The following is a 23,498-nucleotide window of genomic DNA, read 5'->3' on the forward strand; positions in this document are numbered from 1 at the left end:
CTACGTTCAGGAGCGACTCATGTCCTACATCACCACCGACCCCGCCTTGCTGGCGGCTGCCGCCGGCGACCTCCACGGCATCGGCGCGACCGTCACCGCGGGCAATGCCGCTGCCGCGGCGCCCACGACCGCGATCGTCCCGGCGGCGGCCGACGAGGTCTCGGCGCTGACCGCAGCCAGGTTCGCAGCCCACGCCCAGCTGTATCAGGAGATCAGTGTGCAGGCCGCGGCGGTGCACGAGATGATCGTGGCCACCCTGTCGGCCAACGCCGGCTCCTACGCGGCCGCCGAGGCAGCCAACGCCGCGGCGATCGGCTGAGCGGGCACCGACGATGCTCGACTTCGGCGCCCTGCCACCGGAGATCAACTCGGCACGCATGTACCTGGGTGCGGGCGCGGGTCCCCTGCTGGCCGCGGCGGCGGCATGGGACGGGCTGGCCGGTGAGCTGTTCGCCGCCGCCGCGGCATACGCCGCAACGCTCACCGCGGTGGCCGCCGACTGGCTGGGTCCGTCCGCGCAGCTCATGGCGCAGGCGGCGACACCGTTTGTCACCTGGCTGCAGGAGGCGGCGGTGCGCGCCGAACAGACCGGAGCCCAGGCGAAGTCGGCGGCCATCGCCTATGAGGCGGCGTTCGCGATGACGGTGCCGCCCGAGGTGGTCGCCGCCAACCGGATGCTGGAGGCAACGTTGGTCGCGACGAACTTCTTCGGACAGAACACCCCCGCGATCGCGGCGACCGAAGCGCTCTACGCCGAGATGTGGACCCAAGACGCCACCGCCATGTACGCCTACGCCGGCGCCTCGACGGCAGCCGGCCGGCTCACGCCGTTCTCGCCGGCTCCCCCGGTCACCGACCCGGGCGGGGTCGGCACGGCCGCCACCCTGGCGCACGGCCTGGCCGGTGCCGCGACCCCGACCGCCGCGCAACTGGCCGCGCCCACGGTGACGACGACCTCACCGACCCTGGTGGATTACCTCGAGCACATCCCCAACATCGTCAACACGGTCGTCTCCGACACCAACGGGATGGTCACCGGGCGCAGCATCTCCATCACCAACACTCGGTTGAACTATCAACAGACCCGCCATCCGCTGCCCGCCTACGGCGGCGGCCAGTTGGTGGCGGCTCCGCTGGTCACCGCCGCGGTCACCGACGCTGTCATCGCCGCCAGCGGGCGGGCGGTCACGGTGGGCGGGCTGTCCGCTCCCCCGGTGTGGGCCACCGCCGCGCCGCAGACACCGCCGATCGCGGTGGGATTGGCCGCCAGCCCCGCCCCGATCGCCGAGACCGCCGCGGGGGTGCTGCCCGGCTCGGTCGCCGGACCGGCGAGCCTGGCGGCGCTGTCCGCTCCCGACACCGACCGGCGGCGGGAGAAGACCCGGCCCGAACTCGTCCGTTCAGCGGCCGTGCGCTGACCCGAAAGGCAGACCGATGGATTTTTCGCTCCTTCCCCCCGAGATCACCTCGATGCGGCTCTACACCGGTCCGGGGTCCGGCCCGCTCATCGCGGCGGCGTCCGCGTGGCGCACCCTGGCCGAGGATCTGGAGACCGCAGCGGCCGGCTTCGCCTCGGTGCTGGCCACCGTGGTCGCCGACGTCTGGCGGGGGCCGTCGTCGACGGCGATGGCGACCGCGGCGAGCACCATGCTGGCCTGGATGCATCGCACCGCCGCGCAGGCTCAGCAAACCGCCGGACAGGCCACCGCGGCGGCGGGCGCCTTTCAGACCGCGTATGCGATGGTCGTTCCGCCGCCGCTGATCGCCGCCAACCGCACCCAGTTGCTGACGTTGATCGCGAGCAATTTCTTCGGCCAGAACGCCCCAGCGATCGCGGCCACCGAGGCCCACTACGAGCAGATGTGGGCCCAGGACGTGGCCGCGATGCAGGGCTATGCGCTGTCCGCGTCGACGGCCAGCGAGTTGACCCCGTTCACCGCCCCGACGGCGGTGACCTCGGGCACGGCGCTGGCAGCGCCGTCGCCGGCCGCGGCAGCCCCGGCGGTGAGCACGCCGGGGATTCTCACCTACCTGCTGCAGATTCCGTCGTTGACCAGCGCGGCGGCCTCGGTGTCCAGCTCGTCGTTCGGCGGGGCGTCGATCTACACCACCAACCACGCGCTGGCGGTCAATGCGCTACGCGACGACGCCCAGGGCATCGGACCGTTCTGGGTCGGCGCCCCCGGCGCGGGCGGCCCACCGCCGGCAACGACCACCGGGGTGCCGCGTCCGGTGCCGGTCAGCGCCGCACTCGGAGAGGCCAGCGGGGCGGGGCGACTGTCGGTGCCGGCGACCTGGGCCAGCACCGCGCGACCGGTCGCGACCATCGCCGCGGAGCTGCCCACCGCCGCCGGCGCCGCGGCACCGGTCACATCGCTGCCGGCGAGCGGGGTCGCCGGTGAGGCGCTGCTGGGCACCTTGGCCGGGCGCGGCGTCAGTGGCGCGGCGGCCAAGACCCGTCGACGGTCGGTCATGCCCCGCCCGCCCGCGGCCGGGTGAGCGCGCTACTCGGGCAGCCGCAGTTCGGGTTTCTCGACCTCTTCGATGTTGACGTCTTTGAAGGTGACCACCCGCACCTGTTTGACGAACCGGGCCGGCCGGTACATGTCCCAGACCCACGCGTCGGCCAGGCGCAGCTCGAAATAGACGTCGCCGTCGGCGTTGCGGGGCACCATCTCCACGCTGTTGGCCAGATAAAACCGTCGCTCGGTCTCCACCACGTAGCTGAACTGCCCCACGATGTCCTTGTATTCGCGGTACAGCGAGAGTTCCATCTCGGTTTCGTATTTCTCGAGATCTTCGGCACTCATCGGTTCGGCTGTCCTTCTCGGTCGGTCCCGGTCATCCTGGCCCCATCTTCTCTCACCGGACCCCCGCGGTGGGTAGCCCGGCACGCCGGACGTTGACAAACGAGGTGCGGTGGACCGCGCTGGGACCCAACGTCTGCAACGCGGCCGTGTGTGCCGCGGTGGCGTACCCCTTGTGCCCGGCGAACCCGTAGCCGGGGTGGTCGCCGTCGAGTTCCACCATCAACGCGTCCCGGCTGACCTTGGCCAGCACGCTGGCCGCGGCGATGCAGGCGGCCGCCTCGTCGCCACCGATGACCGGCAGCGACGGCACCGCCAGCCCGGGCACCCGGAACCCATCGCTGAGCACGTAACCGGGTGAGACCGCCAGCCCGGCCACCGCGCGACGCATCCCCTCGATGTTGGCCGCGTGCACACCACGCCGGTCGACCTCGGCGACGTCGATGACCACCACGTGGTAGGCGACGGCGGTCGAGCAGATCACCGGGTAGAGCCGCTCGCGTGTTTTCACCGACAGTTTCTTCGAGTCGTCCAGATCCGCCAGCGCCGCGTGGCGCCCGGGGCCCAACACGCAGGCGGCCACCACCAGCGGACCCGCGCAGGCGCCGCGACCGGCCTCATCGACCCCGGCGACCGGGCCCAGACCGCCCCGGTGCAGCGCCGCTTCCAGGGTGCGCAGACCCGCGGTCCGGCGGATCACGGCGCGCGGCGGCCACCTGCCGGCCACCGTCATCCCCCCTGCTGCGGGTTCACCGCGGACACCGTCCCCCACCGCCCGGGCGGCCAGGCGATGAACCGGGTCTTGCCGATCACGTTGTCCACCGGCACCGTCGCCAGGATCGGGTCTTGCTCGCCGGTGCAGTACACGTTGCCGGCGGGGTTCTGCGGATCCAGATCGGCGGGGTTGTTGACGCAGTGCCCGCGCGAGTCCGAGGAGTGACTGCGGTTGTCCCCCATCACCCACAACCGGTCCGGCGGCACCGTCACCGGCCCGAACTCCATGTTCAGCCCGCCGCTGCCCAGGCAGGGGAACTCGCGCGGGTCGGCGCCCATGGTGGCCGGGTCCAGGTACGGCTCGACGAGGCGCTCGCCGTCGACGGTCAGGCCGGTGTCGAGTCGGCACTGCACCGTCTGCCCACCCACCGCGATGACCCGTTTGACCAGGTCGTTCTCGTCGGGGGGCACGAAGCCGACCACGCTGAGCGCGTTCTGCAGCCAGCGCAGCGCGGTGTTGTCGGAGCGGATCGACTGATAGCCGAGATTCCACGACGGCGGACCCCGGAAGACCACCACGTCCCCGGGCTGCGGGGCACTGAACCGGTAGGTGAGCTTGTCGACGACGATGCGGTCCCCGACGCACCCGGCGCACCCGTGCAGGGTGGGTTCCATCGACTCCGACGGAATCAGGTACGGCCGCGCCACGAACGTCAACATGACGTAGTAGATCGCCACCGCGATCACCACCAGTGTGGTGGTCTCGCGCAGCGCCGACTTCTTGCCCCCGCTCCCCTCACCATCGGCGACGGCGTCGTCGCGCCCCGGGTCGGGTTCGTCGGGATCGGTGGGACCGGCCTCAGAAGAGGGGTGCTCGGCGTCGGTCACGGCATCAGCGTAGTCAGCGGCCCGACGGCCACCGGATGGGCCACCGGGTTGGGCTCAGCGGCGTTCCTTGATCTTGGCCCGCTTGCCGCGGCGCTCCCGCAGGTAGTACAGCTTCGCGCGGCGCACATCACCGCGGGTCACCACCTCGACGTGGTCGATGTTGGGCGAATGCACCGGGAAGGTGCGCTCCACGCCCACCCCGTAGCTCTCCTTGCGGACGGTGAACGTCTCGCGCACCCCGCCGCCCTGGCGGCGGATGACCACGCCCTTGAACACCTGGATGCGCTCCTTGGCGCCCTCGATGACCTTCACGTGCACGTTGACGGTGTCGCCGGGCCCGAAAACCGGGATGTCGTCGCGCAGCGACGCCTTGTCGACGAAGTCCAGCGTGTTCATATCGGAAGACACATCCTTGCAGGTCGCGGCCGCGGGACCGGCGCCACGCGGGAGCGTGGCCGACGGTCACCGGACCGATGGTTCGGGCATGGTGGCTGTCATCGGCGACCGGCGGGCTGCGTCCGACCCGCCGCGAGCTGCCGAGACAACTGCTCAATTGTGCCAGACTGCCCCGGCACAGCGAAATCCAGGCAGGCCGACCGCGCTGCCCCACCGGGACCGGTCCGCATGATAAATCTGATGCTGAGCGTCGGTTCACACTCCGAGGAGGAGACATGCCCGCACGGCCACCGAGACCGGCCCGACTGGTGGCGATCGGGTTCGCCGCAGTCCTTCTCGGCGGCTGTGGGGCGCCCGGCGTGGCCGCCACCCCACCGGCGGGCCCGTCGCAGCCGCGAGTCCACTTCGTCACGCCGCTGGCCACCGCGATCGCACCGGCCCCGCAGGTGCCGTTCGGGCTGCCCAACCCGGCGCTCGACGGTGTCGCCGAACGGATCGGCGAGGCCACCGACGCCGCCGCGGCCCGCGGTGCCCAGATCTCGGTGACCGTGCTGGACCGCTCCACCGGCCAGATGCTGTCCAACGACACCGCGACCACGATGGCGATCGCCTCGGTGGCGAAGCTGTTCATCGCCGACGATGTGCTGCACAGCGGGCCGCTGGCCCCCGAGGACCGTGCCCAGCTCGACGCCATGCTGCGGTCCTCCGACGACAACGCCGCCGAGGATTTCTGGAACCGCAACGGCGGCGACGCGATCATCACCCGGGTGGCCGGGCGCTACGGATTGGGCGCCACCACACCGGGCTTCGACGGCCGGTGGTGGAACACCGTCAGCACCGCGACCGATCTGGTCCGCTACTACGACATGTTGCTCAGCGGATCCGGGGGGCTGACGGTGAGCGAGGCCAACATCATCGTGGACAACCTCGCCCAATCCACGCCCACCGGGATCGACGGCTACCCGCAGCGGTTCGGTATCCCCGACGGTCTGTTCGCCGAGCCGGTCGCGGTCAAGCAGGGCTGGATGTGTTGTGTGGGCGCGGACTGGATGCACCTGTCGACCGGGGTGATCGGCCCGGACCGGCGCTACGTGATGGCGATCGGGGCGTTGCAGCCCGGCGACGACGCGACCGCGCGGGCCACCATCACCGACGCGGTGGCCACGATCTTCCCCACCGGGCGGATTTAATCGCGGTACAGGTCCGGGCGGCGCCGCCGGGTGCGCGCGCGTGATTCCTCCCGGCGCCACGCCTCGATCCGGGCGTGGTCGCCGGAGAGCAGCACCTCCGGCACATCGAGTCCGCGCCAGCTGGCGGGCCGGGTGTAGCTGGGACCCTCCAGCAAGCCGTCCCGTCCCGGTGAATGCGAATCATCATGGTGCGACAGCGGATTGCCCAGCACGTCCGGCAGCAGCCGCAGCACCGCCTCGATCATCACCAGGGTCGCCGATTCCCCTCCGGCCAGCACATAATCACCGATCGACACCTCGGCGACACGCATCCGCCGGGCAGCATCCTCGGCCACCCGGGCGTCGATGCCCTCGTAACGCCCGCAGGCGAACACCAGATGCGACTCGCCGGCCCACCGGCGCGCGGTGTCCTGGGTGAACAGCTCACCGGCCGGGGTCGGGATCACCAGCAGCGTGTTCGGGCCGCACACGTCGTCGAGTGCGGCACCCCACACCGGGGCCTTCATCACCATCCCCGGCCCGCCCCCGTAGGGAGTGTCGTCGACCGAGCGGTGCACATCGTGGGTCCAGCGACGCAGGTCATGCACCTGCAGATCCACCCGCCCGGACTGAATCGCCTTGCCCGGCAAGGACTGGTGCACGGGTTCAAGGTAGCCGGGAAAGATCGTGACGACGTCGATACGCATCGTGTCAGGCCGGATCCAGCAATCCGTCGGGCGGGTCGATGGTGATCACCCCGTCCTCGAGACGCACCTCGGTGACGATTGCGGCCACGAACGGCACGAGCACCTCGCCGACGGCGCTGTCGCCGGCCCCGCCGGCCCCGCCGGCGTCTTCGCCGGTGCGTACCGTGAGCACCTCGCCGGCACCGGTGTGCAGGACATCGGTGACCGTACCGACCGCATCCCCGGAGACGGTGCACACCCGCAGCCCGACCAACTGGTGGTCGTAGTACTCGTCGGGGTCGTCGATCGGCGGCAGCGCCGCGGTGTCGACCAGCAGCAGCGACCCTCGCAGCGCGTCGGCGCCGTCACGGTCATCGACGCCGACAACCCGCAGCAGCAGGCGGGCACCATGGTCGCGGACGGTCTGCACCACCACCTCGCGGCGCGACGAACGGTCCCGTGGATCGGCGGCCTGCAACCGCTCACCGGGGGCGAAACGGCCCCGCGGGTCATCGGTGCGCACCTCGACCACCATCTCACCGGTGACCCCGTGGGCCTTGACCACCCGGCCGACCACCACCTGCATGGCGCTGGGCGCTACCGGTCGGTGTCCACCACGTCGACGCGGATCCCACGGCCACCGATACCGGCCACCAGCGTGCGCAGCGCGGTGGCGGTGCGCCCACCGCGGCCGATGACCTTGCCGAGATCATCGGGGTGGACGTGGACCTCCACCGTGCGGCCGCGCCGGTTGGTCAGCAAATCGACGTGAACGTCATCGGGGTTGTCGACGATCCCGCGGACCAGGTGTTCGACGGCGTCGACGACGACTGCGCTCATCGGGGCACTCAGCTCTCGGTCTTCTCGGCGGCGTCGGTGGTCTCGGCGGGCTTCTCCGCAGCCTCCTCGGCCTTGTCGGCCTTAGCGTCCTTGTCGGCCTTGGCGGTCTTCTTTTTCTTCGGGGTGGCGGCCTCGGTGGTCGGTGCCCCGTCGGCTTCGGCCAGCGCCGCGTTGAACAGGTCGAGCTTGCTCGCCTTGGGCTCCTTGACCTTGAGGGTGCCCTCGGCGCCGGGCAGACCCTTGTGCTTCTGCCAGTCGCCGGTGATCTTGAGCAGTTTGAGCACCGGCTCGGTGGGCTGGGCCCCGACCGACAGCCAGTACTGGGCGCGCTCGGAGTCGATCTCGATCAGGCTCGGCTCCTCCTTCGGGTGGTAGCGGCCGATGATCTCGATGGCGCGGCCATCGCGGCGGGTGCGCGCGTCGGCGACAGCGATGCGGTACTGGGGGTTACGGATCTTGCCCAGCCGGGTGAGCTTGATTTTCACAGCCATGATGCGGCGATACTCCTCGTGGGTGTCACGCTGCAATTCAGCGATCAGGGCGGGAGTGCCCGGATCCGGTTTTGCCTCGCGTGTGTGACTGCCGGCCAAGCACCCGAAACCTCGGGCGGGTCGCCCGACAGACAGCGCTGAATTCTGCCATAACCGCACGCCCACCCGGTAATCGACCAGTTAGACGCCCAACACCAGCTTCGCGATGAGGAAGTACACCAACAGCCCGGTGGCGTCGACGAAGGTGGAGATGAACGGATTGGAGAACACCGCCGGGTCCGCACGGATGGCGCTGGCCAACAGCGGCATGCTGCCGCCGACGGTGGCGGCCATGGTGCACACGCTGAGCAGCGACAACCCCAACACCGCTCCCAGCGAGACGTCGTAGACGACGGTGGCCAGCAGAAACGCCACACTGCCCAGCAGCAGCCCCAGCGACAGCCCCACCCGGAACTCCCGGGCCACCACTTTGGCGATGTCGCGGGACCCGATATCGCCGAGCGCCAACGCGCGGGTGACGGTGGTCGCCGCCTGGTTGCCGGTGTTGCCGCCGGTGCCGATCAGCAGCGGCACGAACAGCGCCAGCGCCACCACCTGGCTCAGGGTGGCCTCGAACACCGACAGCACCTGCACGGTCAGGGTGGCGCCGACGGCGAGAACCAGCAGCCACACCACCCGGCCGCGCACCAGGTTGCGCACCGGGTTGGTCAGGTACGGCTGGCGCAGCGGTTCGGTACCACCGGCGCGCGCCTGGTCCTCGGTTTCGGCGGTCTCCAGGATCCGCAGCGCGTCGTCGACGGTGAGGATGCCCACCAGGCGTGATTCGTTGTCGACCACCGGCAGCACCAGCGCCTTGAGGTCGGCACAGCGCCGGGCCGCGTCCTCGGCGTCGTCGGTGGCCCGTACCGGATAGGCGCGTTCCATCAGGTCGCTGATGCGCGTCTGCGGATCCGCACCCATCAACTCCCGCAGGCTGACCACCCCGACCAGGGTGCGATGGTCATCGGTGACCGGCAGGATGTAGACGGTCTCCGCGTCGACGAGATGCCGCGACACCCGCGACAATGCCACTTCAGCGGTCGAATCAGCGCGCACCGCAACGAATTCCGGGCTCATCCGGCGTCCGATCGACCCCTGCGGGTAGCCCAGGATGCTGGCGGTCATCTCGCGTTCCCGCCACGGCAGACCCTGCATCAACCGGCGCGCAACCTTGGCGGGCAACTCGTCGAGCAGCTCAACCCGGTCGTCGGGGTCCATCTCGGCGAACAGTGCTGCGACGTCGTCGTTCTGCAGGCCGCCGAGCAGGTCACTTTGCAGGCTCGCGTCGAGGTCTTCGAACACCTCCAGCGCCTGCTCCTTGGAGAGCAGCCGGTAGAGCACGGCGCGCTGCGTGCCGTCCAATCGCTCCAGCACTTCGACGATCTCGGTCGATCCCAGGGGGCGCACGGCGGTGGTCACCGCCGGCAAATCACGGTCGTCGAGGCTGCGTTCGATGGTTTTCGTCACCGCCTCGCGGTTCCAGTCCTGCATCCGTTGATCCCCTGCCCTGTGCCGTCGGCGACTCCGTCGATTGAACACGATCGCGCCACCACGTTAGGCTCGGCGTCCGTGCGCACCCTTGCCGTGTTGTTCGCCTCACTGACCATTGCGCTGACGAGTCCGTTAGCGAGCCTAGGCCTCGCACCGGCGGCGTGGGCGGACACCGCGGTTCAGCCGCCCGGCACCGCCGCGGTCCCCGACGGCCCGGCACCGAACTGGCTGATCGCCGACCTCGACAGCGGACAGGTGTTGGCGCAGCGCAACGGCGACGCCGTGCGACCGCCGGCCAGCACGATCAAGGTGCTGTTGGCGCTGACCGCCCTCAACGAGGTGCCCCTGGACGCCACCGTGGTGGCCACCCCCGCCGACACCGACGTCGAGTGCAACTGTGTGGGGATCGTGCCCGGACGCAGCTACAGCGCCCGCCAGTTGCTCGACGGGATGCTGTTGGCCTCCGGCAACGACGCGGCCACCACGATGGCCGACCTGCTCGGCGGATATGACACGGCGGTCGCCAAGATGAACGCCACCGCCGCCGCCCTGGGCGCCACCCACACCCATGCCGCCACCCCCTCGGGGCTTGACGGGCCCGGCGGGTCGGGGGCGACCACACCGCGGGACCTGGCGGTGCTGTTTCGTGCCGCGCTGGCCAACCCGGTGTTCGCCGGGATCGTCGCCTCACCCACCGCGTCGTTTCCCGGTGAGAACGGCCCGATCACGCTGGTCAACACCAACGAGTTGCTGGGGCGCTATCCGGGGGCGCTCGGCGGCAAGACCGGATTCACCAACGCCGCCAAGAAAACCTACGTCGGCGCCGCCGCCCGCGATGGGCGCCGGCTGGTCGTCGCGATGATGTACGGGTTGATCCACGAGGGTGGGCCCACCTACTGGGATCAGGCGGCGGCGCTGCTGGACTGGGGTTTCGCCCAGGACCCGCAGGCATCGGTCGGCCAGCTTTAGCCGATGCCGCCCGACCGGGCCGTGGTCACCGGAGCTGCCCGCGCAGGATGACCCGATCCGGCCGACTCAACACCGCCGCGCCCGAACGGGGGTCGCTGGCGTAGCAGACCAGGTCGGCCGGTGCGCCCGGCTCCAGGCCGGGCCGGCCCAGCCAGCTGCGCGCCGCCCAGCAGGCGGCGCCGAGCGCGTCGGTGGCGCTCATCCCCATCGCGGCCAGGGCGGCGACCTCGTCGGCGATGCGGCCGTGGCGCACCATGCCGCCGGCGTCGGTGCCGGCATAGATCGGCACCCCGGCTTCGCGCGCGGCGGCGATCCGCGGCCGGCAGCCGGCGTGCAGTGCCCGCATGTGGGCGGCGTAGGTGGGGTATTTGGTGGCCGAGTCGGCGATGCCGGGAAAGTTGTCGATGTTGATCAGCGTCGGCACCAGCGCCGTGCCGTGGGCGACCATCGCCTCGATGAGGTCGTCGGTGAGCCCGGTGCCGTGTTCGATGCAGTCGATGCCGGCGTTGATCAACCCCGGCAGCGCCTCCTCGCCGAACACGTGGGCGGTGACCCGCGCCCCTTCGGCGTGCGCGGCGTCGATCGCGGCGCACAGGGCGGCGTCCGACCACAGCGGGGCCAGGTCCCCCACGGTGCGGTCGATCCAGTCCCCGACCAGTTTCACCCAGCCATCACCGGAGCGCGCCTGCTCGGCGACCACCTCCGGCAGGCGGGCCTCGTCGTCGACGTCGATGCCCAGCCCGGGGATGTAGCGCTTGGTTTTGGCCAGGTGGCGCCCGGCGCGCAGGATCCGCGGCAGATCATCGCGGGCGTCGAGATGGCGGGTGTCGACGGGGACCCCGGCGTCGCGCACCAGCAGCACACCGGCAGCCCGTTCGGTCTCGGCCTGAGCCACCAGTTCCGCACCGGTCGCGGCGCCCCCGCCGTAGGCGATGCCGATGTGGCAGTGCGCGTCGACGAGCCCGGGAACGATCCACCCGCCGTCGAAGACGGTCGTCGCCCCGGCGATCGGGTCGGTGTGCAGCACCCCGTCGGCGATCCAGAACTCGACCGGGGTCTCCTCGGGCAGGGCAAGCCCGCGCACGTGCAGCACCACGGCCGGGTTATTTCTTGCCGGGGAACTTCAGCTTGGACAGATCGAAGTCGGCCAGCCCGGGCGGCAGCTCGTCGAGACCGGCCGGCATCTGCGACAGGTCCGGGAATCCGGCGGGCATGCCGGGCATGCCGGCACCCAGCGGGCCGCGGGCCTTCGGCGGGGTGGGGCCGCGCCGTTTGCCCTTTTTACCCTTGCCGCCCTTGGCTTTCCCGCTCTTGCGGGTCGCTGATTTGCGGCCCACGCCGGGGATGCCCATGCCGCCCATCATCGACGACATCATCTTGCGGGCCTCGAAGAACCGGTCGACGAGTTGGTTGACCTCGGTGACGGTGACCCCGGAGCCGTTGGCGATGCGCAGCCGGCGCGACGCGTTGATGATCTTCGGGTCGGCCCGCTCGGCCGGCGTCATGCCGCGGATGATGGCCTGCAGGCGGTCCAGTTGGCTGTCGTCGACGGCGGCCAGCGCGTCCTTCATCTGCCCGGCGCCGGGCAGCATGCCCAACAGGTTGCCGATCGGACCCATCTTGCGGATGGCGAGCATCTGCTCGAGGAAGTCCTCCAGGGTCAGCTCACCGGTGCCGATCTTGGCGGCGGCCGCCTCGGCCTGCTCGGCGTCGAACACCTGCTCGGCCTGCTCGATGAGGCTGAGCACATCACCCATCCCCAGGATGCGGCTGGCCATCCGGTCGGGGTGGAAGACGTCGAAGTCCTCCAGTTTCTCCCCGGTGGAGGCGAACAGGATCGGCTCGCCGGTAACCTCCCGCACCGACAGGGCCGCACCACCGCGGGCGTCACCGTCGAGCTTGGTCAACACCACCCCGGTGAATCCGACCCCTTCGCGGAACGCGTCGGCGGTGGCGACCGCGTCCTGACCGACCATGGCGTCGAGGACGAACAGCACCTCATCGGGGGTGACCGCGTCACGGATGGCGGCGGCCTGGGCCATCATCTGCTCGTCGATACCCAGGCGCCCGGCCGTGTCGACGACGACCACGTCGAAGTGTTTGCTTTTCGCCTCGGCCAGTCCCGCGGCGGCGACCGCGACCGGGTCGCCGGGGGCAGTGTCGGCGGCGGCGGACTCCGCGGAGGTGCCTGGGTGCGGGGCGAACACCGCGACCCCGGCGCGCTCCCCGACGATCTGCAGTTGGTTGACCGCGCCGGGTCGTTGCAGGTCGCAGGCCACCAGCAGCGGGGTGTGGCCCTGCCCGCGCAGCCAGGCCGCCAGCTTGCCGGCCAGCGTGGTCTTACCGGCACCCTGCAGGCCGGCGAGCATGATCACCGTCGGCGGGGTCTTGGCGAACGTCAGCGCGCGGGTCTGCCCACCGAGGATGCCGATGAGCTCCTCGTTGACGATCTTGACGACCTGCTGGGCGGGGTTGAGCGCGCCGGAGACCTCCGCGCCCTTGGCCCGCTCTTTGATCCGGGCGATGAACGCGCGCACCACCGGCAGGGAGACGTCGGCCTCCAGCAGCGCCAACCGGATCTCCCGGGTGGTGGCGTCGATGTCGGCGTCGGTGAGCCGGCCTTTACCGCGCAGGCCCTGCAGGGCCGACGTCAACCGGTCGGAGAGCGATTCAAACACGCCGCCAAGCCTAACGGCATCGCCGCGGCGACGGCGGCGGCGCTACCCCGGCGCTACAGGGCGTCGACGCCGCGCTCACCGGTGCGCACCCGCACCACGGTGTCCACCGGGGTCACCCACACCTTGCCGTCGCCGATCTTGCCGGTGCGGGCGGCCTCGATGATCGCCTCGACGGCCTCGTCGACGACGACGGCGTCGACGACGATCTCCACCCGCAGTTTCGGCACGAATCCGGGGGTGTCGGCGGCGGCGGGACCCTCCGGTTCCCGGTACTCCTCGACCAGGCCCTGCTGGCGGCCGTAGCCGCGGGCCTCGCTGATCGTCATCCCCAGCACGTCGAGCTCGGCGAGGGCGTCTTTGACCTGATCGAGCCGGGTCGGCTTGATGATCGCGGTCACCAGCTTCATTCTGTCGGCCTTCCTGTTCGGGGCGCGTGGGTGTTCGCGGACGGCGTTCGGCTCAGCCGAGCAGGGCGTCGACGAACGCCGCCGGCTCGAAGGGGGCCAGGTCGTCGGGACCCTCGCCGAGGCCGACCAGCTTGACCGGAACCCCGAGCTCTTGTTGGACCCGAAAGACGATGCCGCCCTTGGCGGTGCCGTCGAGTTTGGTCAACACGACCCCGGTGATGTCGACCACCTCGGCGAACACCTTGGCCTGGGCGAGACCGTTCTGCCCGACGGTGGCGTCGAGCACCAGCAGCACCTCGTCGACGGGGGCTCGGCGGGTGACCACCCGTTTGACCTTGCCGAGTTCGTCCATCAGCCCGGCCTTGGTGTGCAGCCGTCCGGCGGTGTCGACGAGGACCACGTCGGCGCCGGCGGCGATGCCGGTGTCGACGGCGTCGAAGGCCACCGACGCCGGGTCGGCGCCCTCGGCGCCGCGCACCACGTCGGCGCCGACCCGCGCGGCCCAGGCCTGCAGTTGGTCGGCGGCTGCGGCCCGGAACGTGTCGGCCGCGCCGAGCACCACGCGCCGTCCGTCGGCGACCAGCACCCGGGCCAGCTTGCCGACCGTGGTGGTTTTGCCGGTGCCGTTGACGCCGACGACCAGCAGCACCGAGGGTGTCTCGGCGTGCGGCAGCGCCCGGATCGACCGGTCCAGCTCGGGGCGCAACTCGGCGATGAGCACCTCGCGCAGCACCGCACGCGCCTCCGCCTCGGTGCGCACCGTGCCGGCCGCCAGCCGGGTGTGCAGCGCGGTGACCACCGAGGTGGTCGCCGTCGGCCCCAGGTCGGCGATGAGCAGGGTGTCCTCGATCTCCTCCCAGGAGTCCTCGTCGAGGTCACCACCGCCGAGCAGGCCCAGCATGCTGCGACCCAGGGTGGATTGGGAGCGCGCCAACCGGCCCCGCAGCCGTTCCAGGCGCCCCGCCACCGGTGCGATCGTCTCGGTGGGCGGCGCGGGAGGCTCCGGAGGCTTGACCGGCTCGGCAGGCTCGGGGGGTACCGCGGGCCGGGTGGGTGCCGGAGGCGCGGCAGGTTCGGCGGGTTCGGCCGGCGCGGGAGGTTCGGCGGCCGGCGGCGCGGGCGGCTCGGCGGTGGCGGTCTGGCTGAACGTGATCCCCGATCCGGTGGTGTAGCCGCCGGAGCGGTCCAGTCCGGGTGTCGGTGGGGGCGCCGACAAGCGGATCCGCCGGCGTCGGTAGCGGACCAGGCCGACGACCAGGGCGGTGAGGGCGACCAGGACGGCGGCGACCGCGAGCGCGATCCAAAGACCTTCAGACACCCGGCCATTGTTTCAGGCAGGCGCGGCGGCGACGCTGGGCCCCCGCGTCGCGGCGGGGCGCCGGTGGCCGCTACCCGGGGCTGCTGACCAGTTCCTGGCCGCGCATCCGCTGCGAGATCACCTGGGTGATGCCGTCGTTGCGCATGGTCACGCCGTAGAGCGCGTCGGCGATCTCCATCGTCGGCTTCTGGTGGGTGATGACGATCAGCTGCGAGCGGGCCCGCAGCATTTCGAACAGCGCCAGCAGTCGACGCAGGTTGGTGTCGTCGAGGGCGGCCTCCACCTCGTCCATGATGTAGAACGGCGACGGCCGGGCCCGGAAGATCGCCACCAGCATCGCCACGGCGGTCAGCGATTTCTCGCCGCCGGACAGCAGCGAGAGGCGTTTGACCTTTTTGCCCGGCGGGCGGGCCTCCACCTCGATACCGGTGGTGAGCATGTCGTTCGGGTCGGTGAGCAGCAGCCGTCCCTCCCCGCCGGGGAACAGTGCGGCGAACACGTCGCGGAACTCGCGTTCCACATCGGTGTAGGCCTCGGTGAACACCTGCAGGATCTTGGCGTCGACCTCGGCGACCACGTCGAGGAGGTCCTTGCGGGCGGCCTTGACGTCTTCGAGTTGGGTGGACAGGAAGTTGTAGCGCTCCTCCAGCGCGGCGAACTCCTCCAGCGCCAGCGGGTTGACCCGGCCCAACTCGGCGAGTTCGCGTTCCGCGCGTTTGGCCCGCCGCTCCTGGGTGGGCCGGTCGAACGGCATCGGGGCGGGCGCGCTGACCTGCTCGCCGCGCTCCCGGGCCTGCTCGTATTCGGCGATCTCCAGTTCGCTGGGCGGCAGCCCCACCTGGGGGCCGTACTCGGCGATGAGGTCCTGGCCGCTCATCCCGAACTGTTCGAGCACCGACTCCTCGAGTTGCTCGATGCGCAGCGCGGCCTGCGCCTTGGCCATCTCGTCGCGGTGCAGCGCCTCGGTGAGCTCACCGATGCGGGTGTTCAGCGTGGCCACCTCGTCGCGCAGCCGGCCCAGCGCACCGGCACGCTGCTGACGGTCGGCGGCCAGCCGGTCGCGGTGGGCCGAGGCGGTGGCCACCACCGCCGCCAGCCGCTCGGCGAGCACCCGGCCGGCGTCGGCGACCGCGGCGGCGACGGCGGCGGCGTGGGCACGCGCGGCGCGGGCCTGCTCGGCGCGGCGGCGGGCCTCCCGTTCCGCGGCGGCCTGCCGGCGCAGCGACTCGGCCTGCCCGCGCACCGCGTGGGCGCGTTCCTCGGCGGTGCGCACCGTCAGCCGGGCCTCCACCTCGACGCCGCGGGCGGCCTCGGTGGCCGCGGCGATCTGCTGACGGTCGCCCGGGTCGGCGGTGGCGACCGGCTCAGTGGTTTCGGCGTTGCGCAGCCGGGTCTCCAGGGCGCCGAGTTCCTCGACGGTGGCGGCGCGACGCGCCTCGAGTTCGTCGCGCTGGTGCAGTTGGCGCTGCCAGTCGTCCTCGGCGGTGCGGGCCTGCTGACCGAGCCGGCCGAGCTGGTCGTAGATCGCGGCGATCGCGGCGTCGGACTCCTTGAGCGCGGCCAGCGCCTGCTCGGCGGTGTCCTGACGGCTGGCCTGTTCGGCGACCGCACCGGAAAGCGCCGCTCCCAACTCGTTGACCTGCGCTTCGGCCTCGTCGAGCTGGGTGCGGGCCCGATCGATCTCGCTGGAGATCTCCAACGTCGACGGTTTGTGATCCGAGCCTCCGCTGACCCAACCGGCGCCGACGAGATCACCGTCGCGGGTCACCGCACGCAGCTGCGGGGTCGCGCCGACCACCGCCAGCGCGGCCGTCAGGTCCGGGACCACGACCACGCCGGCCAACATCGCGGTCAGCGCGCCGCGCAGCCGGGCCGGGGCCTCGACAAGGTCACGGGCCCAGATGGCCTCGGCCGGGGCGTCGCGCTGCGGCTCGCCGGCCGGGGCCGGCCAGTCCCCCACCACGATCGCCGCGCGCCCGCCGTCGGTCTCCTTCAAGGCGGTCAACGCCGCCCCGGCGGTCTCGACGGTGTCGGCGGCGACCGCGTCGGCGGCGGCACCGAGCACCGCGGCCACCGCCGCCTCGAAGCCGGGCCGCACCTTGACCAGGGTGCCGATCGAGCCGAGCAGCCCACCGATCCCGGAGTCGTTCGCCAGCCACGAGGCGCCGTCCTTACGGTCGAGCCCGACGGTCAGCGCATCGATACGGGCCTGCAGGGAGGCCACCTCGCGTTCGGCGGCGCGCTCGGCGGTTTGCAGCTCCGCCACCCGCGCGTCGGCGACGCGCACCGCGGCCACGCTGCGTTCGTGCTGCTCGTCGAGGCCTTCTTCGCCCTGATCGAGTTCGGTGACGCGGGCCTGGGCGGTCTCGAACTCCGCGTGGGCGGCCTCGGCGCGGGCGGCCGCCTCCTCGATGCGCGGGGCGAGGCGGGTGACGTTGTCGTCGATGGACTCCACCCGCGCGCGCATCGTCTCCACCTGCCCGGCCAGCCGGGCGAGCCCCTCCCGGCGGTCGGCCTCGGCGCGCACCGCGGCCAGGTGCGCCTGCTCGGCCTCGTGGGCCACCGTCTCCTGGGCGGTCAACGCGTCGCGCGCTGCGGTCAGCCGATCGCGGGCCTCGGCGAGCTCGGCGAGCAGCTGCTCCTCCCGGGCGGCGACCCGCTCGGCCTCGGCTTCCAGCTCCTCGGGTTCCGGGCCGGTGTGGGTGACCGGCTCCTGCTCCAGGTGTTGGGCGCGTTCGGTGGCGATACGCACGGTGGCGGCGACCCGCTCGGCCAGGGCGGAGAGCCCGAACCAGGTCTGCTGGGCAGCCTCGGCGCGCTCCGAGAGCCGCGCCAGGGTGGCTTCGTGGCCGGCCAGTTCCGCCGCCGCGGCCTCCAGCCGCCCCGCCGCCTCGTCGTGCTCGCGGCGCAGCGTCGCCTCGGTGGTGTTGGTGCCGTCGAACTCCGCCCTGCGGGCCACCAGGTCGTCGGCGGCCAACCGCAGCCGGGCATCGCGCAGGTCGGCCTGGATGGTGGCGGCGCGGCGGGCCACCTCCGCCTGGCGCCCCAGCGGTTTGAGTTGGCGGCGCAGTTCGGTGGTCAGATCGGTGAGCCGGGCCAGGTTGGCCTGCATCGACTCCAGCTTGCGGACCGCCTTCTCCTTGCGTTTGCGGTGTTTGAGCACCCCGGCGGCTTCTTCGATGAACGACCGGCGTTCCTCCGGGCGCGATTCGAGGATCTGGGAGAGCCGACCCTGCCCGACGATGACGTGCATCTCCCGGCCGATCCCCGAATCCGACAGCAGCTCCTGGATGTCCATCAGCCGGCAGCCCGCACCGTTGATCTCGTATTCGCTGCCGCCGTCGCGGAACATCCTGCGGGTGATCGCCACCTCGGAGTACTCGATGGGCAGCGCGTTGTCGGAGTTGTCGATGGTCAGCGTGACCTCGGCGCGGCCCAGCGGCGCCCGCGAGGAGGTGCCGGCGAAGATGACGTCTTGCATCTTGCCGCCGCGCAGCGTCTTGGCGCCCTGCTCGCCCATCACCCAGGCCAGCGCGTCGACGACGTTGGATTTTCCCGACCCGTTGGGTCCGACGACGCAGGTGATCCCGGGCTCGAATCGCAGAGTCGTCGGCGAGGCGAAGGACTTGAAGCCCTTCAACGTCAGACTCTTCAGGTGCACGGGGTGAGAGACTACCGGGCTGACGCGGCGCCGCGCCCGCGCTATCGCTCGCTGAACCCGCTGATCGGATCGCCCGGCTCGGCCCAGTCGGCGACGACGGTGTCCACCCGCCCCGGCGTGGTGTCGCCGCGCAGCAGGGCCAGCAACCGCTCACAGTCCGGCCGCGGCCCCCGGGCGACGACCTGCACCCGCCCGTCGGCCTTGTTGGCGGCGTAGCCAGTCAACCCCAGCTCCAACGCACGGCAGCGGGTCCACCAGCGAAAACCCACCCCCTGGACGTGGCCGTGCACCCAGGCGGTCAGCCGCACCGCCGGCTCAACCATCGGCGACCTCGGCCGCTTCGGTGTCCACCGTGAAGTCCACCTCGGTGCCGCTGGTGAGCGTGCGCCCCACGGTGCAGCTGGCATCGATCGCCCGGTGCACCACGGTGAGCAGACGCTGTCGCTCCGCCTCCGAGAGCCCGGAGAGATCCAGGCGCATCGTCTCCGACAGCCGCGGGTAGCGCTCCTGGTCACGGTCGGCCGGCCCGGTGACGTCGATGGTGGTGGTGTAGTCCTCGCCGAGGCGGCGGGCCAGCGGGGCGTCGCTGGCCATGCCGCTGCAGGCGGCCAGGGCGATCTTGAGCAGCTCCCCGGGGGTGAACACGCCCTCGACGTCGTCGTTGCCGATCAGCACCTGCGCGCCGCGGCTGCTGCGCCCGGTGTAGCGCCGCGGCGCGGTCCGTTCCACCCACAGTTGTGTCATGGCTTCTTTTCTACTCGGTGCGCCGCGGACCGCTGGGGCATACTGCCGGTGATGGCTACCGTGGTCGCGTTTCACGCTCACCCCGACGACGAGGTGGTGCTCACCGGCGGCACCATCGCCCGGGCGGCGGCCGAGGGCCACCGGGTGGTGATCGTGGTGGCCACCGACGGTCGGGTCCACGACACCGAGGGGGATCATCGGCTCACCGAACTTCGTTGCAGCGCCGATATTCTCGGAGCTGATCGGGTGGAGTGCCTGGGCTACGCCGACAGCGGGTACGGCCCGCAGTTCCTCCCCGATCCGCCGGGCCGGACCCGGTTCGGCCGCGCCGATGTGGAGGTGGCCGCCGGCCGGCTCGCCGCGATCCTGCGCGAGGAGTCCGCAGAATTGCTGCTGAGCTACCAGGCCAACGGCGGCTACGGGCACCGCGACCACGTCCAGGTCCACCGCGTCGGTGCACGCGCCGCCGAACTGGCCGGCACCCCACGGGTTCTGGAGGCGACGATGCCACGCGAATTGCTCTGCCGGGTAGGACAGTTGGCACGCCTGGTGGGACTGCCCGAGCCCTACGAGAAACAGATCATGGCCACCGCGTATGCGCCGCGCGCCACGATCACCCACCGGATCACCGTCGCCCGCTACGGCGGCCTCAAGCGCGACGCCCTCGCTGCGCACCGTTCACAGGTCCGCGGCGCCGGGGCCCGGCTGCTCGGTGTCCTGCGCCGGCTGCCCGCTGCGGTGTCGGGTCTGCTGTTCGCCCGGGAATGGTTCGTCGACCCGGCGCTGCCGCCGGGGGCCAGGCGCCGCACCCTCTTCGACTGACCGGGTCCGACCGACCGGGTTCAACGCCGTGGGCGCGGCTGACATTTCGGGCAGAAGAACGAGGAACGGTTCATGAACTTCTCCCGACGGATCGGCGTCCCGCAGCGCCGGCAGCCCAGCCCTTCGCGGCCGTAGACGTCCAGCGATCGGTCGAAGTACCCCGATTCGCCGTTGACGTTGACATACAGCGCATCGAAGGAGGTGCCGCCGGCCCCCAGCGCCTCGGTCATGACGGTGTCCGCCGCTGCCAGCACCGCCCGCAGCGTCGGTCGGGTCAGCGCGTCGGCGCGGCGGGCGCCGTGTACACCGGCGCGCCACAACGCTTCGTCGGCGTAGATGTTGCCGATGCCGGAGACCACGGTCTGGTCGAGCAGTTGACGTTTGATCTCCGAATGCTTGGCCCGCAGCACCGCCACCACCGCCTCGGGCTCGAAGTGCGGGTCGAGGGGGTCACGCCCCAGGTGCGCCACCGGCACCGGCACCGTGTCGCCGTCGACGTCGACCATCTCGGCCAGCATCCAACCGCCGAAGGTGCGCTGATCGACGAAGTTGAGCGCGGTGTCGTCGTCGAGCAGCACCGCGATGCGCAGGTGGGTCGTGGTGGGCACCGCTCCGATGAGCATCTGCCCACTCATCCCGAGGTGGACCACCAGCGCGTGATCGTTGTCGTCGAGGGTCAGCCAGAGGTATTTGCCGCGCCGGCCGGTGCCGGTGATCTGCGCACCCACCAGTCGCGCGGTCAGGTCGGCGGGCCCACCCACATGGCGACGCACCGCGCGCGGGTGGTGCACCCGCACCGCGGTGATCGTGCGTCCCAGCACGTGGGCGGCCAGCCCGCGGCGCACCACCTCGACTTCGGGTAACTCCGGCATCAGATGGGCGAGTTTCCGACTAGGCCGGGTGCGAGCCGGGGGCGGCGCTGTGCGCGGCGTCGATGGCCTTCCAGGCGGCCGCCGCGGCGTTCTGTTCGGCTTCTTTTTTCGACCGGCCCACCCCGCGCGGATAGCTGGTGTCGGCCACGACCGCGACCGCGGTGAACTCCTTGTCGTGGTCGGGGCCGGTGGAGCTGACCCGATAGGCCGGCGCGCCCAGGCCGTGGGCGGCGGTCAGCTCCTGCAGGCTGGTCTTCCAGTCCAGACCGGCGCCCAGCGTCGGCGCGGTGTCGAGCAGCTCGCCGAACAGGCGCAGGATCACCGTGCGGGCCACCTCGATGCCGTGGTGCAGGTACACCGCGCCCAGCAGCGATTCCATGCTGTCGGCCAGGATGCTGGATTTGTCGGCGCCGCCGGTGGCGACCTCGCCGCGTCCCAGCAGCAGATAGGCCCCCAATCCGTCGTCGGTGAGACCGCGGGCCACCTCGGCGAGTGCGGCGGTGTTGACCACGCTGGCCCGAAGTTTCGCCAAATCGCCCTCGGGTCGGTCGGGGTGGCGGTGATACAGCGTGTCGGTGACGGTGAGGCCCAACACCGCGTCGCCGAGGAACTCCAGCCGCTCGTTGGTGGGCAGCCCGCCCTGTTCGTAGGCGTAGCTGCGGTGCGTCAGCGCCAGCGTCAACAACTCGTCGGGTAGTTCGACGCCGAGCGCGGCGAGCAGCGGCTCGCGGCTCACTGCTGGTCTTCCAGCAGCCCGGCCAGTTTGGCCCAGCGCGGATCGATCATGTCGTGGTGATGGTCGGGGCCGGCGGTGGCCAGCGCCACCCCGCACTGCGGGCACAACCCCGGGCAGTCCGGCCGGCACAGCGGGGACAGCGGCAGCGCCAAGCCGACCTCGTCGATGAGGGCCTGCTGGAGGTCGATGGTGTCGTCAACGATGCGTCCCACCTCGTCGGCGTCGGTGGTCGCCTCGGTGGTGCTCTGCGGGTAGGCATACAGCTCGGTGAGTCCGACCTCGACGTGGTCGGTGAACTCGGTCAGGCAGCGCGCACACTGCCCGGTGGTGGGCCCGGCGACGGTGCCGGTGATCAGCACACCCTCGGAGACCGACTGCAGCTGCAGGTCCAGGGTCAGCGGAGCGCCGCGCTCGATCGCCTCCATGTCCAGTCCGATTCGCGCCGGAGCGTCGACGGTGCGGCGCACCGCCATCATGGTGCCGGGGCGCCGCCCCAGCCGGGTGATGCTGAGCACGAGCGGCGCGTCGGGATGCTGCGTGACCATGCCCTCGATCCTACGGCGCGCCCCGGGTACCGGGCCGCCGACCGAACTACCCGACCGACGGCCTACCGAACTGCGTAGTCGTGGGTCCCCGCGGCGGTGCGCAACTGGTGACGGCCCCGGTTGACCGAGCGCAGGGTCCCGTTGAGGAACTCCTCGAACTCGGCGAGCTTGGAGTCGACGTAGATGTCGCATTCGCCGCGCAGACGGTCGGCTTCGGCGTGCGCGGAGTCGATCATCCGGGTGGCTTCGGCGGTGGCCGAGGCGACCACCTCGGTCTGCGACACCAGGCGCTGCTGCTCCTTGATGCCCTCCTGCACGGCGTTCTCGTAGGAGATGTTGCCGTTCTCCACCAGTCGGTCCGCTTCGGCCTTGGCGCGGCTCACCGCGGCCTCGTGTTCACGCTTGGCTGCCGCACTGAGCCGGGCGGCCTCCTCCTGCGCCTCGGCGACCATCCGTTCGCTGTGCTGACGGGCCTCGGCGACCATCCGGTCGGCGTGGCTCTTGGCGTCGGCGAGCACCCGGTCGGCCTCGGCGCGGGCGTGGTTGACCATCGACTCGGCCTCGGTGGTCGCGCCCGCGACCATGCCGTCGGCGTGGGTCTTGGCGTCGTGCAGCAGCGAATCACGGGCATCCAGCACGTCCTGAGCGTCGTCGAGTTCGCCGGGGATGGCGTCCTTGATGTCGTCGACCAGTTCCAGCACGTCCCCGCGGGGCACCACGCAGCCCGCCGTCATCGGCACGCCGCGCGCTTCCTCGACGATGGCGCTCAGTTCGTCCAGCGCTTCAAACACTCGGTACACGGCAACACCCTCCAGCCTCGTTAGTTGTTACTAGTGTGCCTGGTGTTACGGCTGTGACTTGGTAGCGCAGGCCGGTGTGTCGGAATCACCAGACGTATTCCCCCAGGATAGGCGGGCGATCGCATCGGCGGCGAACAGCCGGGAGCGGTTGTTGGCTCCGGTGCCGCGCTCGCGGGGCGGTGCGGGATCTGCCGGCCCCGGGCATCACTGCGGTGAGGCCGGGTCGCCCTCACTCGCGGGGACCGAATTGGATCCTGTCAGCGGTGATGATGTGGGCGTCATCAACGAACACACTCTCGTCGCGGATCGCGCACGGCGATTCGGCGAACATGCCCATCCACGACTCTGGGGTCTGCTGCACGATCAGGTGACATCTGAGTTGGCTTGCCCACGATGGGCGGGCTGGAAGGATGTCCCCATGGCAA

General features: G+C 71.3%; 27 protein-coding genes. 6 read left to right on the plus strand and 21 right to left on the minus strand.

What is annotated here, in order from left to right:
- Positions 1 to 19: 19 nt before the first annotated feature.
- From B8W67_RS11980 to B8W67_RS11990, 3 genes are read left to right on the plus strand one after another with little or no spacing between them, the layout of a single operon-like run.
- Positions 20 to 319 carry a PE family protein gene (locus tag B8W67_RS11980; RefSeq protein ID WP_069392672.1) on the plus strand — a complete coding sequence of 100 codons (300 nt, stop codon included), beginning with the start codon at positions 20 to 22 and terminating at the stop codon, positions 317 to 319.
- A 13-nt stretch (positions 320 to 332) separates the two neighbouring features.
- Entirely contained in the window at positions 333 to 1,418 is a 1,086-nt protein-coding gene (locus B8W67_RS11985) for a PPE family protein (protein ID WP_085304152.1), read from the plus strand.
- 16 nt (positions 1,419 to 1,434) lie between these two features.
- Positions 1,435 to 2,499, plus strand: a complete 1,065-nt coding sequence (locus B8W67_RS11990) for a PPE family protein (protein ID WP_085304154.1) — start codon at positions 1,435 to 1,437, stop codon at positions 2,497 to 2,499.
- 5 nt (positions 2,500 to 2,504) lie between these two features.
- Here B8W67_RS11990 and B8W67_RS11995 read toward each other — a convergent pair whose 3' ends face one another.
- Genes B8W67_RS11995 through rplS form a run of 4 tightly spaced genes read right to left on the minus strand, consistent with a single transcriptional unit; the run spans position 2,505 to position 4,805 of the window.
- Positions 2,505 to 2,810: a DUF2469 domain-containing protein gene (locus tag B8W67_RS11995; protein WP_069392669.1), complete on the minus strand. Its 306-nt coding sequence runs from the start codon at positions 2,808 to 2,810 to the stop codon at positions 2,505 to 2,507.
- Positions 2,811 to 2,862: 52 nt separating this feature from the next.
- Positions 2,863 to 3,534: a ribonuclease HII gene (locus B8W67_RS12000; protein WP_069392730.1), complete on the minus strand. Its 672-nt coding sequence runs from the start codon at positions 3,532 to 3,534 to the stop codon at positions 2,863 to 2,865.
- A 2-nt stretch (positions 3,535 to 3,536) separates the two neighbouring features.
- The gene (gene lepB, locus B8W67_RS12005; RefSeq protein ID WP_085304156.1) at positions 3,537 to 4,409 is read right to left on the minus strand and encodes a signal peptidase I; all 873 of its coding nucleotides are present in this window, start codon (positions 4,407 to 4,409) and stop codon (positions 3,537 to 3,539) included.
- Between the two features lie 54 nt (positions 4,410 to 4,463).
- Positions 4,464 to 4,805, minus strand: coding sequence for a 50S ribosomal protein L19 (gene rplS / locus B8W67_RS12010; protein WP_069392667.1), 342 nt, complete (start codon positions 4,803 to 4,805; stop codon positions 4,464 to 4,466).
- A gap of 275 nt (positions 4,806 to 5,080) precedes the next feature.
- On the opposite strand from rplS, the gene B8W67_RS12015 reads away from it, so the two are divergent.
- Entirely contained in the window at positions 5,081 to 5,995 is a 915-nt protein-coding gene (locus B8W67_RS12015; protein ID WP_085304158.1) for a serine hydrolase, read from the plus strand.
- Here B8W67_RS12015 and trmD read toward each other — a convergent pair.
- From trmD to mgtE, 5 genes are all read right to left on the minus strand, one after another.
- Positions 5,992 to 6,681, minus strand: a complete 690-nt coding sequence (gene trmD, locus B8W67_RS12020) for a tRNA (guanosine(37)-N1)-methyltransferase TrmD (protein WP_069392665.1) — start codon at positions 6,679 to 6,681, stop codon at positions 5,992 to 5,994. The genes B8W67_RS12015 and trmD overlap by 4 nt on opposite strands.
- Before the next feature lie 4 nt (positions 6,682 to 6,685).
- Positions 6,686 to 7,246, minus strand: coding sequence for a ribosome maturation factor RimM (gene rimM / locus B8W67_RS12025; protein ID WP_069392664.1), 561 nt, complete (start codon positions 7,244 to 7,246; stop codon positions 6,686 to 6,688).
- Between the two features lie 11 nt (positions 7,247 to 7,257).
- Positions 7,258 to 7,500, minus strand: coding sequence for an RNA-binding protein (locus B8W67_RS12030; RefSeq protein WP_066854419.1), 243 nt, complete (start codon positions 7,498 to 7,500; stop codon positions 7,258 to 7,260).
- 8 nt (positions 7,501 to 7,508) lie between these two features.
- Positions 7,509 to 7,991 (minus strand): 30S ribosomal protein S16, encoded by a 483-nt coding sequence (gene rpsP / locus B8W67_RS12035; RefSeq protein WP_085304179.1) that lies wholly within the window; start codon positions 7,989 to 7,991, stop codon positions 7,509 to 7,511.
- Positions 7,992 to 8,171: 180 nt separating this feature from the next.
- Entirely contained in the window at positions 8,172 to 9,521 is a 1,350-nt protein-coding gene (gene mgtE / locus B8W67_RS12040) for a magnesium transporter (RefSeq protein WP_069392663.1), read from the minus strand.
- Between the two features lie 108 nt (positions 9,522 to 9,629).
- Here mgtE and B8W67_RS12045 point away from each other — a divergent pair, with 108 nt between their 5' ends.
- A complete protein-coding gene (locus B8W67_RS12045; RefSeq protein WP_234806737.1) occupies positions 9,630 to 10,490 on the plus strand; it encodes a D-alanyl-D-alanine carboxypeptidase family protein in 861 nt (286 codons plus the stop codon).
- 25 nt (positions 10,491 to 10,515) lie between these two features.
- Here B8W67_RS12045 and B8W67_RS12050 read toward each other — a convergent pair whose 3' ends face one another.
- The 7 genes from B8W67_RS12050 to B8W67_RS12080 form a co-directional block, all read right to left on the minus strand.
- Positions 10,516 to 11,586 (minus strand): amidohydrolase family protein, encoded by a 1,071-nt coding sequence (locus B8W67_RS12050; RefSeq protein ID WP_085304162.1) that lies wholly within the window; start codon positions 11,584 to 11,586, stop codon positions 10,516 to 10,518.
- 7 nt (positions 11,587 to 11,593) lie between these two features.
- Positions 11,594 to 13,168 carry a signal recognition particle protein gene (ffh, locus tag B8W67_RS12055; RefSeq protein WP_085304163.1) on the minus strand — a complete coding sequence of 525 codons (1,575 nt, stop codon included), beginning with the start codon at positions 13,166 to 13,168 and terminating at the stop codon, positions 11,594 to 11,596.
- Between the two features lie 53 nt (positions 13,169 to 13,221).
- Positions 13,222 to 13,575, minus strand: coding sequence for a P-II family nitrogen regulator (locus tag B8W67_RS12060; protein WP_069392660.1), 354 nt, complete (start codon positions 13,573 to 13,575; stop codon positions 13,222 to 13,224).
- A 52-nt stretch (positions 13,576 to 13,627) separates the two neighbouring features.
- The gene (ftsY, locus tag B8W67_RS12065) at positions 13,628 to 14,893 is read right to left on the minus strand and encodes a signal recognition particle-docking protein FtsY (RefSeq protein ID WP_085304165.1); all 1,266 of its coding nucleotides are present in this window, start codon (positions 14,891 to 14,893) and stop codon (positions 13,628 to 13,630) included.
- A gap of 70 nt (positions 14,894 to 14,963) precedes the next feature.
- The gene (gene smc, locus B8W67_RS12070; protein ID WP_085304167.1) at positions 14,964 to 18,554 is read right to left on the minus strand and encodes a chromosome segregation protein SMC; all 3,591 of its coding nucleotides are present in this window, start codon (positions 18,552 to 18,554) and stop codon (positions 14,964 to 14,966) included.
- A gap of 41 nt (positions 18,555 to 18,595) precedes the next feature.
- Entirely contained in the window at positions 18,596 to 18,877 is a 282-nt protein-coding gene (locus tag B8W67_RS12075; protein ID WP_069393453.1) for an acylphosphatase, read from the minus strand.
- Complete coding sequence (locus tag B8W67_RS12080; RefSeq protein WP_069393454.1) at positions 18,870 to 19,298, minus strand: OsmC family protein; 429 nt, start codon at positions 19,296 to 19,298, stop codon at positions 18,870 to 18,872. Before B8W67_RS12080 ends, B8W67_RS12075 begins: the two co-directional genes overlap by 8 nt.
- A 51-nt stretch (positions 19,299 to 19,349) precedes the next feature.
- On the opposite strand from B8W67_RS12080, the gene B8W67_RS12085 reads away from it, so the two are divergent.
- Positions 19,350 to 20,120, plus strand: a complete 771-nt coding sequence (locus B8W67_RS12085) for a PIG-L deacetylase family protein (protein WP_069393455.1) — start codon at positions 19,350 to 19,352, stop codon at positions 20,118 to 20,120.
- A 20-nt stretch (positions 20,121 to 20,140) separates the two neighbouring features.
- On the opposite strand, the gene mutM is transcribed toward B8W67_RS12085, so the two are convergent.
- From mutM to B8W67_RS21120, 5 genes are all read right to left on the minus strand, one after another.
- A complete protein-coding gene (mutM, locus tag B8W67_RS12090) occupies positions 20,141 to 20,992 on the minus strand; it encodes a bifunctional DNA-formamidopyrimidine glycosylase/DNA-(apurinic or apyrimidinic site) lyase (protein ID WP_085304169.1) in 852 nt (283 codons plus the stop codon).
- Positions 20,993 to 21,011: 19 nt separating this feature from the next.
- Positions 21,012 to 21,728, minus strand: coding sequence for a ribonuclease III (rnc, locus tag B8W67_RS12095; RefSeq protein WP_069393457.1), 717 nt, complete (start codon positions 21,726 to 21,728; stop codon positions 21,012 to 21,014).
- Positions 21,725 to 22,273, minus strand: coding sequence for a YceD family protein (locus B8W67_RS12100; protein ID WP_085304170.1), 549 nt, complete (start codon positions 22,271 to 22,273; stop codon positions 21,725 to 21,727). The genes rnc and B8W67_RS12100 overlap by 4 nt, the downstream gene beginning before the upstream one ends.
- Before the next feature lie 62 nt (positions 22,274 to 22,335).
- A complete protein-coding gene (sepIVA, locus tag B8W67_RS12105) occupies positions 22,336 to 23,073 on the minus strand; it encodes a cell division protein SepIVA (RefSeq protein ID WP_069393459.1) in 738 nt (245 codons plus the stop codon).
- Between the two features lie 229 nt (positions 23,074 to 23,302).
- A partial coding sequence (locus B8W67_RS21120) for a hypothetical protein (protein WP_207567702.1) occupies positions 23,303 to 23,498 on the minus strand: 196 nt, incomplete at its 5' end.

Origin of the sequence: Mycolicibacillus koreensis (assembly GCF_002104795.1) — a bacterium.
Classification (GTDB): domain Bacteria; phylum Actinomycetota; class Actinomycetes; order Mycobacteriales; family Mycobacteriaceae; genus Mycobacterium; species Mycobacterium koreense.

Coding starts and splice junctions, on each gene's coding strand:
- B8W67_RS11980 (WP_069392672.1), top strand. CDS start 20: ATGTCCTACATCACCACCGACCCCGCCTTGCTGGCGGCTGCCGCCGGC.
- B8W67_RS11985 (WP_085304152.1), top strand. CDS start 333: ATGCTCGACTTCGGCGCCCTGCCACCGGAGATCAACTCGGCACGCATG.
- B8W67_RS11990 (WP_085304154.1), top strand. CDS start 1,435: ATGGATTTTTCGCTCCTTCCCCCCGAGATCACCTCGATGCGGCTCTAC.
- B8W67_RS11995 (WP_069392669.1), bottom strand. CDS start 2,810: ATGAGTGCCGAAGATCTCGAGAAATACGAAACCGAGATGGAACTCTCG.
- rplS (WP_069392667.1), bottom strand. CDS start 4,805: ATGAACACGCTGGACTTCGTCGACAAGGCGTCGCTGCGCGACGACATC.
- B8W67_RS12015 (WP_085304158.1), top strand. CDS start 5,081: ATGCCCGCACGGCCACCGAGACCGGCCCGACTGGTGGCGATCGGGTTC.
- trmD (WP_069392665.1), bottom strand. CDS start 6,681: ATGCGTATCGACGTCGTCACGATCTTTCCCGGCTACCTTGAACCCGTG.
- rimM (WP_069392664.1), bottom strand. CDS start 7,246: ATGCAGGTGGTGGTCGGCCGGGTGGTCAAGGCCCACGGGGTCACCGGT.
- B8W67_RS12030 (WP_066854419.1), bottom strand. CDS start 7,500: ATGAGCGCAGTCGTCGTCGACGCCGTCGAACACCTGGTCCGCGGGATC.
- rpsP (WP_085304179.1), bottom strand. CDS start 7,991: ATGGCTGTGAAAATCAAGCTCACCCGGCTGGGCAAGATCCGTAACCCC.
- mgtE (WP_069392663.1), bottom strand. CDS start 9,521: ATGCAGGACTGGAACCGCGAGGCGGTGACGAAAACCATCGAACGCAGC.
- B8W67_RS12060 (WP_069392660.1), bottom strand. CDS start 13,575: ATGAAGCTGGTGACCGCGATCATCAAGCCGACCCGGCTCGATCAGGTC.
- B8W67_RS12075 (WP_069393453.1), bottom strand. CDS start 18,877: ATGGTTGAGCCGGCGGTGCGGCTGACCGCCTGGGTGCACGGCCACGTC.
- B8W67_RS12080 (WP_069393454.1), bottom strand. CDS start 19,298: ATGACACAACTGTGGGTGGAACGGACCGCGCCGCGGCGCTACACCGGG.
- B8W67_RS12085 (WP_069393455.1), top strand. CDS start 19,350: ATGGCTACCGTGGTCGCGTTTCACGCTCACCCCGACGACGAGGTGGTG.
- mutM (WP_085304169.1), bottom strand. CDS start 20,992: ATGCCGGAGTTACCCGAAGTCGAGGTGGTGCGCCGCGGGCTGGCCGCC.
- B8W67_RS12100 (WP_085304170.1), bottom strand. CDS start 22,273: ATGGTCACGCAGCATCCCGACGCGCCGCTCGTGCTCAGCATCACCCGG.